Raw genomic sequence first — 5,823 nt, forward strand, 5'->3', positions numbered from 1 at the left:
TCTTCGAGTCGAGAGGGGGATTGAGGAGCACGGTAGCGCAGGCGGGGCATGGCCTGCGTCCGGAGTCAAATTGGAGATGTTTGAAGGAACGAGAACAAACGATTATTTGGCAGGATGTATCCAATTACAAGTCCTCGGCTCGCTCTTGCCAACACCGCTATTGCGCTTCTTACACAACTGACAAAACAAAAGCTAGTTAATCTAACTCCGAGCCAGAGAAGCGATGCTTTCAATCTTGCTGTGGCATGCGCAAGGGAGATTATGAGCCTATGTGATCGCGAGGGGAATGCGCCCACCGCTCCACAAGAGAAACAAGTCGTGGCTCACGTAACGCAGCCAGATGTTCAGGTTGGAAATCCCGAATGGATTCGTCTGCCCAAGTCAAATACTCGATGTGGCCATACCGGTCTGAGCAGAAGCACAATGAATACGCTGATACTACCGTGCGATCAAAATGGGTTTAAGCCTCAGGTTCACAGCATCTCACTTCGACGAAGAGGTGGGAAAAGAGGGCTTCGTCTTGTCAATCTTTCATCACTGCTGGATTACATCAAATCGCAAATGTCTGATGACTAGCGTCACAGCAGTTTCATCTGCTCCGGGTCATCGACCTGGCTCTCGATCTCGTCGGTGATCGTTTTGCTGATGCTGCACTTCACCTTGAGCTTGGCGGGTGCGCCGTTGAGAACGGAGATGCGCAGGCCGATGGCGAACTTGCCGTCTTCATCGGCGGAGTCTTTTGCCTCGCGCCAGTGCGTGGAGAGCAGTTCGCGAACGTGGTCGAGGGCTTGGTCTTGGAGGGGTTGATCGGTGTCCATAGTGGTGTGTTGGTGTGTTGGTGTGGGATGTTTGGGGTTAGGCTTGGAGTTCCTTGATGATGCGGGTCACGAGATTGAGGTCGCGCACGAGGATTTCCTTCTGCTCGCGGGTGGCGCGTTTGAGCCAGCCGTCCTCCTTCATCTGCCACCACCACGCGTTGAGGCGGTTGAGGAAGGGGATGTGGTTGAGGCGGCCACGGTCGGCCGGGTCGATCATCATTTCCTTGGGGGTGAGAAGGCGTCCGACGATGATGCTCTTGCGCAGGCGGCGGGTGGGCACGGGACCGATCACGGGGTCGGCATGGTCCAGCGCGATTTGCAGCCAGCGCTGCTGGCCAGTCTCATCCAGCTTCGCCACCGCCTTGTGATGTTCCCAGGAGAGTTGCTCGTTGCGCAACGAGGAGGACACGCGCCGGGCCACGTAGGCGTAGGTGGCCAGCGTGCTGCGGTCCAGGCCGGTGAGACGCAGGGCCTCCTCGTAGATCTCCTGGGGGATGCGGGCGCTGCCGATGGGTTCCTGCTCGAAGCCTGGGAGGCGTTTCTGGCCGCGAAAGTGGTCCTCGCCATAGACGAGCCAGTCGCCGATGACGAAGGCGGCGCTGGCCATGGCTGCGCCGAAGCGGGCGGCCATGTCCTTCCATTCGTCGAAGGTGAGATCCTTGGCGATTTGCAGTCCGGTGCGGGTGAGGGAGACTTTGGTTTGGATGCGAGCGGGTTTCATGGGTGGTTTTCGAGGTGGTTCACGCGCGAGGCGCAGGAGTTGTGACGGGCGCTGAGAGGGCGCATGGCGCGACTGGGCTTCACGTTGAGAGCGATAGTCAACTCGACGCAGCGCTTGGAGACGGCGGCGCGGGTCACGCCGTGGCGTTCTGCGATCGCGGTCATGGAGTCGCCGCGGTAGGCAAGGCCGGTGACCAGGGCGAGGCATTCGAGGGAGAGGCTGGCGTTGCTCTGCATGAGCATCTCGCCGATGAGGCGGCGCATGATCTCATGAGGGGCGTCGTCTTGCGCCAACTGATCGACGTCCAGTTCGGCTGGAGAAGTCCCGGCAGCGGCGGGTTCGTCTTCGGTGATTGGGGCGTCCTCGCAGCGGGCGCGGGATGACTCGGCGGCGTCCTTGGCGGCACCGCCAGAGCCGGAGGGCAGGTAGGCCTTGTCCAGCCCCATGTACTGGAGTTTCTGGCGCTCCTCGGGAGGCATGGATTTGATCCACTCCGTGTATTCGCGGCGGTAGTTGTCGTCGCGTTCCCGCTGCCTCGCGGCGTAGGAGGAGCTGATCGAAAGGTCATCATCGTCGTCGTTCATGGTGATGGCTCCTTTCATTTCTCGCCCCAGTGGGAACATGACCCCGCCTCGACCTCGATGGGCACCTGCGGGAACAGGGCGGCCATCGCCTCGATCATGATCGCTTGGACCAGATCGCGGACCTCGGTTGCCATTGCCTCGGGAGCTTCCACGAGTACTTCGTCATGCACGGTGGAGATGAGCCGGGCTTCAGCAGGCAACTGCTGTGCGATTAGCACGAGGGCCTGCTTCATGCCATCGGCGCAACCGCCTTGAACGGGCGTGTTCACCAGGGCGGTGAAGCGCTCCCATTCCGAGGCGGTCTCCGGCAGCAGTCTGCGTCTGCCCATCACGGTTCTCACTTCGCGTGCACCCGCGTCGGCCTTGTTGCGGCTCTCGCCGTGCCACTGGCGCAGATGGCCGTAGGTGCGGAAGAACTGCCGGCGAATCTGCTCAGCTTGCTCCAGCTCCAGTTGCACGCCGTAGCTCGATGCGGCGTAACGCACGAGGCCCGGAGCGCTCTGGCCATAGAGCAAACCGAAGTTGCAGTTGCCCTGCACGCAGACCTTGCCATTGCGCCGCACGAGGATCGCGCCCGAAGGCACATGCACGCACCAGACCATTTCGCGGCGACCGGTTGGTTTCAGGTTCCATGAAGCACGCCAAGTGGAGGGGCCTCGCAGCACATAGGACAGGTGGTAGGTTGGCTTATGCTTCGGATTCGTCCTTGGACTGCTGCTAAGCAGGGACGGAATGCCGCTGAGTGCTGCCATCGCCTGCATCACCTCGGCAGTTTGCCTGGAAGTGGTGCAGAACAGCGCCCGGTCCCGTTGAGCCCCGAGAATCACGTGGCTGTCCCAGTTGGCGGCCTCTTCCAGATAAATGCGGGCAGGAAGTTGGTGCAGGCAGCTCCAGGCGAGATCCTTGCCACCCTGAGTCCATGCGCGCATGGCATCGACCCACGCCGCGTCCGCGACACGGATGGTGGTGACACTGCCCGCGGTGCTGACCTTTGGATGAAAACCAAGAGCCGAGAGCAGTTTCAGGCAGCGCTCCACTTTGCGCTGCTTGCTGAACCCGAAGCGGACACAGCGAGCTGAAGAGAAATATCCATCGGCTATGACCATCGCAAGGCTGCGTGTAAAAAGCTCCAGCCGGGTGTTTGGTGGCGGCTGCTCCCGGAGATGACCCGCCGCGATGAAGTGGCGGCAGTTGCCGGCAGTGACTTCTGCGGCAGCAACCTTGCGTGCGTCGCCCGCGTTGGTGATGAACGCGATCTGGTGATCGGCAGTCACCAGCAAGTCGGTGTTGCGGTCTTCGTGGTGGAAGAGTTCCCGATCTTCGAAGGATTGAAATCCGATGGGTGTCGCAAACTCGATGATTCCTTTTCCGGCGTCCCAGTGAACCTTTCCTGTCGGATGCCCCCAGCGGTTTGATCTTGGCCGTGGGGGATTCCAAACGACGCCTTCTGGAAGCACATACTGGGCGACCTCGGCCCGACCATCATACTGGTCGAAACGCACCCATCCTTTCGGCGTCAGCACTTCAGTGTCTCCCGAGAAGCAGGCTTTCGATGTCTGCCGGTCCTGCTTGGTGACTTCCTCCAAAGGCTTGTTCAAAACCTCGGCAGCGGTCTGCTTGTGCAGGTCCACGCCGTTCTTGTAGGCCTCGATCATCTTAGTTTCGCCAGCGATCACCGCCGCAGCACGCAGCTCGATCTGCGAGTAGTCGGCCACGATGAGCCTGTTGCCCGGCTCAGGCACAAAGCAGGTGCGCAGATCGCCTCGACCAATGTTTTGCAGGTTGGGATCTTTGGAGGAGAACCGTCCCGTGGCAGTGCCAGTTGGATCGAAGCGGCCGTGAATGCGCCCATCTTGCTTCACGCATTCGAGCAACGATGCCGCCTGTTGGGCGAGCTTTTCAGCGCCTCGAAATTCAAGGATGAGCGGGATGATCTCGCCATCGTCTGCCGCCTTGAGCGTTTCCTCGTTGGTGTTTTCCAACTCGATGCCTGCGGCTTTGAGCGCCTCAAGCAATTGCTGCGGACTGCCAGGGTTGAGCTTGGGCATGTTGAGCTTCTGACGCAGCAACCCAGCGTGTTCCGCCGCAGAGGATCGGGCTTTCGCTTCGATCTCGCGCAGCTTGCCCTGATCCACGGCGATGCCCGCGTGCTCCATCTCGACGATCACTGGCACGAGTTGCATTTCCAGCTTCGCCACGGTTTCGAGGCCATCATGCTCCAGTTCGCCCCATAGCTTGTTGGTCAAGTCGTGCAGATGCAGCACGTCACGCGCCGCATAAGCGAGCTGGTCCTCATCGAGGAACATGGAGCCCCAGTCTGAGCGGCTGTGATCTGGCGCAGACTCGACGCCGAGGTAACGCTCCAGGCATTTATCGAGGTCGTTGCCTGGCTTGGTGCCGGCGGAGAGGAGGCGAGCGCCCACCAGCGTGCAGAACACCTTGGAGGCACGCAGGCCGCATTTCACGCGTAGCCAGAGCAGATCGAACTTCGCGTTGTGGGCGATGATTTCCACCGCTTCGAGCGCTGTCTTCAGTTCGCCGAGATCGTAGCCAAGCGCACGCAGATCCAGAATCAAGGGGTCTTGTCCTTCCACGCACAGCGATAGCAGGCGGATGTCGCCCGCCCATGGATCGAGACCATCGCCTTTGCGCGGGCCGTAGGTTTCCAGATCGAGCGCGACGGAGCCGACTGAGCGGATCGCGGTGGCAATGTCGGCGAGGTCATGCGTGTCGCTGATCAGCCGCTCAATCGGGTTCGGACAGGCTCGGACGTTTCGGACGGGTAACGGTCCGCACCTCTCCACTAGGAGAGCCTCATTATGTTTTTCGTTTTCAAAACTTTTCGTTTTAGTTTTCTCACGCGCGTACGCGTAAGGCACTTTGACCCCGTCCGAAACGTCCGAGATTTTGGTTTCGGTTTGATCTAGAAAACCGGTTCGGACGGTTCGGACGGCTGATTTCACCTCAGCGGGTAGGGCGGCGAGGATGTCAGCCTGCATCAAGTTGAAGCGGCGGATCATGGTGGGGAAGTCCACGGTGTGAAAAAACTCGCCATGGAGGGTGGGGGCGGGCGCAGTCATGGTTCGGAGGTGGGGGTGTCGGTTTCGATGATTTCGACGTGCATGAAGCCACGCTTGGAGGTGTTGCCGCGCTTGAGGTCGTTGCGCTTGGCAGCCTGATGGAACTCCATCATGAGGGGGCCGGCCTGGGACTCGAAGCGCTTGCGAGGGAGCGCGCTCCAGCCCTTCGTGGCGCAGTAGTTTTCATAGGCTGCGAGGATTTCGTCGGAGGTGATGGAGGCACCCCGCTCACGCCGAACGCACTGCTTGATGAACAGGCGCAATGAATCGCTCTCGGCGAGCAGGGACTCGATGCAGTCCTCCTGGGCGGATGTTAGCTGGATGTCTTTGCGCTGGTGGGAGAGCTCGCGCAGACGCATGGCCCCGATGATGAACCAGTTGAGAATGCCGCTGCCTTCTTCGGCCAGCAGCACGCGGTCGAAGTCGTCGATTTTGCAGGTGGCGGGGCGATCAAACGGGATGATGAGCAGACGGCGTTTCCAGGCGCTCTCATCACCATCGAGTTTGACCCGCAGGCGGTCGTTGCAAGTGATGAGGATGTTGTGCTCACCGACGATGTCGCGCTTGCGTCCGCCTTTGGTTTCCATGGTGAGCGGGTCGCCGCCGGTGAGTGCCTTGAT

Annotated in this window: 5 protein-coding genes; all 5 read right to left on the reverse strand. The window is 60.4% G+C overall.

Going from position 1 to position 5,823, the window contains the following annotated elements; all coding sequences use genetic code 11:
* Positions 1–578 precede the first annotated feature (578 nt).
* Positions 579–818: a hypothetical protein gene (locus tag ACILSI_RS26520; protein WP_395724945.1), complete on the reverse strand. Its 240-nt coding sequence runs from the start codon at positions 816–818 to the stop codon at positions 579–581.
* Between the two features lie 37 nt (positions 819–855).
* Positions 856–1,539, reverse strand: a complete 684-nt coding sequence (locus ACILSI_RS26525) for a hypothetical protein (protein ID WP_395724946.1) — start codon at positions 1,537–1,539, stop codon at positions 856–858.
* A complete protein-coding gene (locus ACILSI_RS26530; protein ID WP_395724947.1) occupies positions 1,536–2,123 on the reverse strand; it encodes a hypothetical protein in 588 nt (195 codons plus the stop codon). Before ACILSI_RS26530 ends, ACILSI_RS26525 begins: the two co-directional genes overlap by 4 nt.
* A 14-nt stretch (positions 2,124–2,137) precedes the next feature.
* Positions 2,138–5,203, reverse strand: coding sequence for a DNA polymerase (locus ACILSI_RS26535; RefSeq protein WP_395724948.1), 3,066 nt, complete (start codon positions 5,201–5,203; stop codon positions 2,138–2,140).
* On the reverse strand, positions 5,200–5,823 hold a 624-nt coding region (locus ACILSI_RS26540; protein ID WP_395724949.1), incomplete at its 5' end, for a hypothetical protein. The genes ACILSI_RS26535 and ACILSI_RS26540, both read right to left, overlap by 4 nt.

The sequence above is a fragment of the Prosthecobacter sp. genome (genome assembly GCF_044232965.1).
Taxonomy (GTDB): domain Bacteria; phylum Verrucomicrobiota; class Verrucomicrobiia; order Verrucomicrobiales; family Verrucomicrobiaceae; genus Prosthecobacter.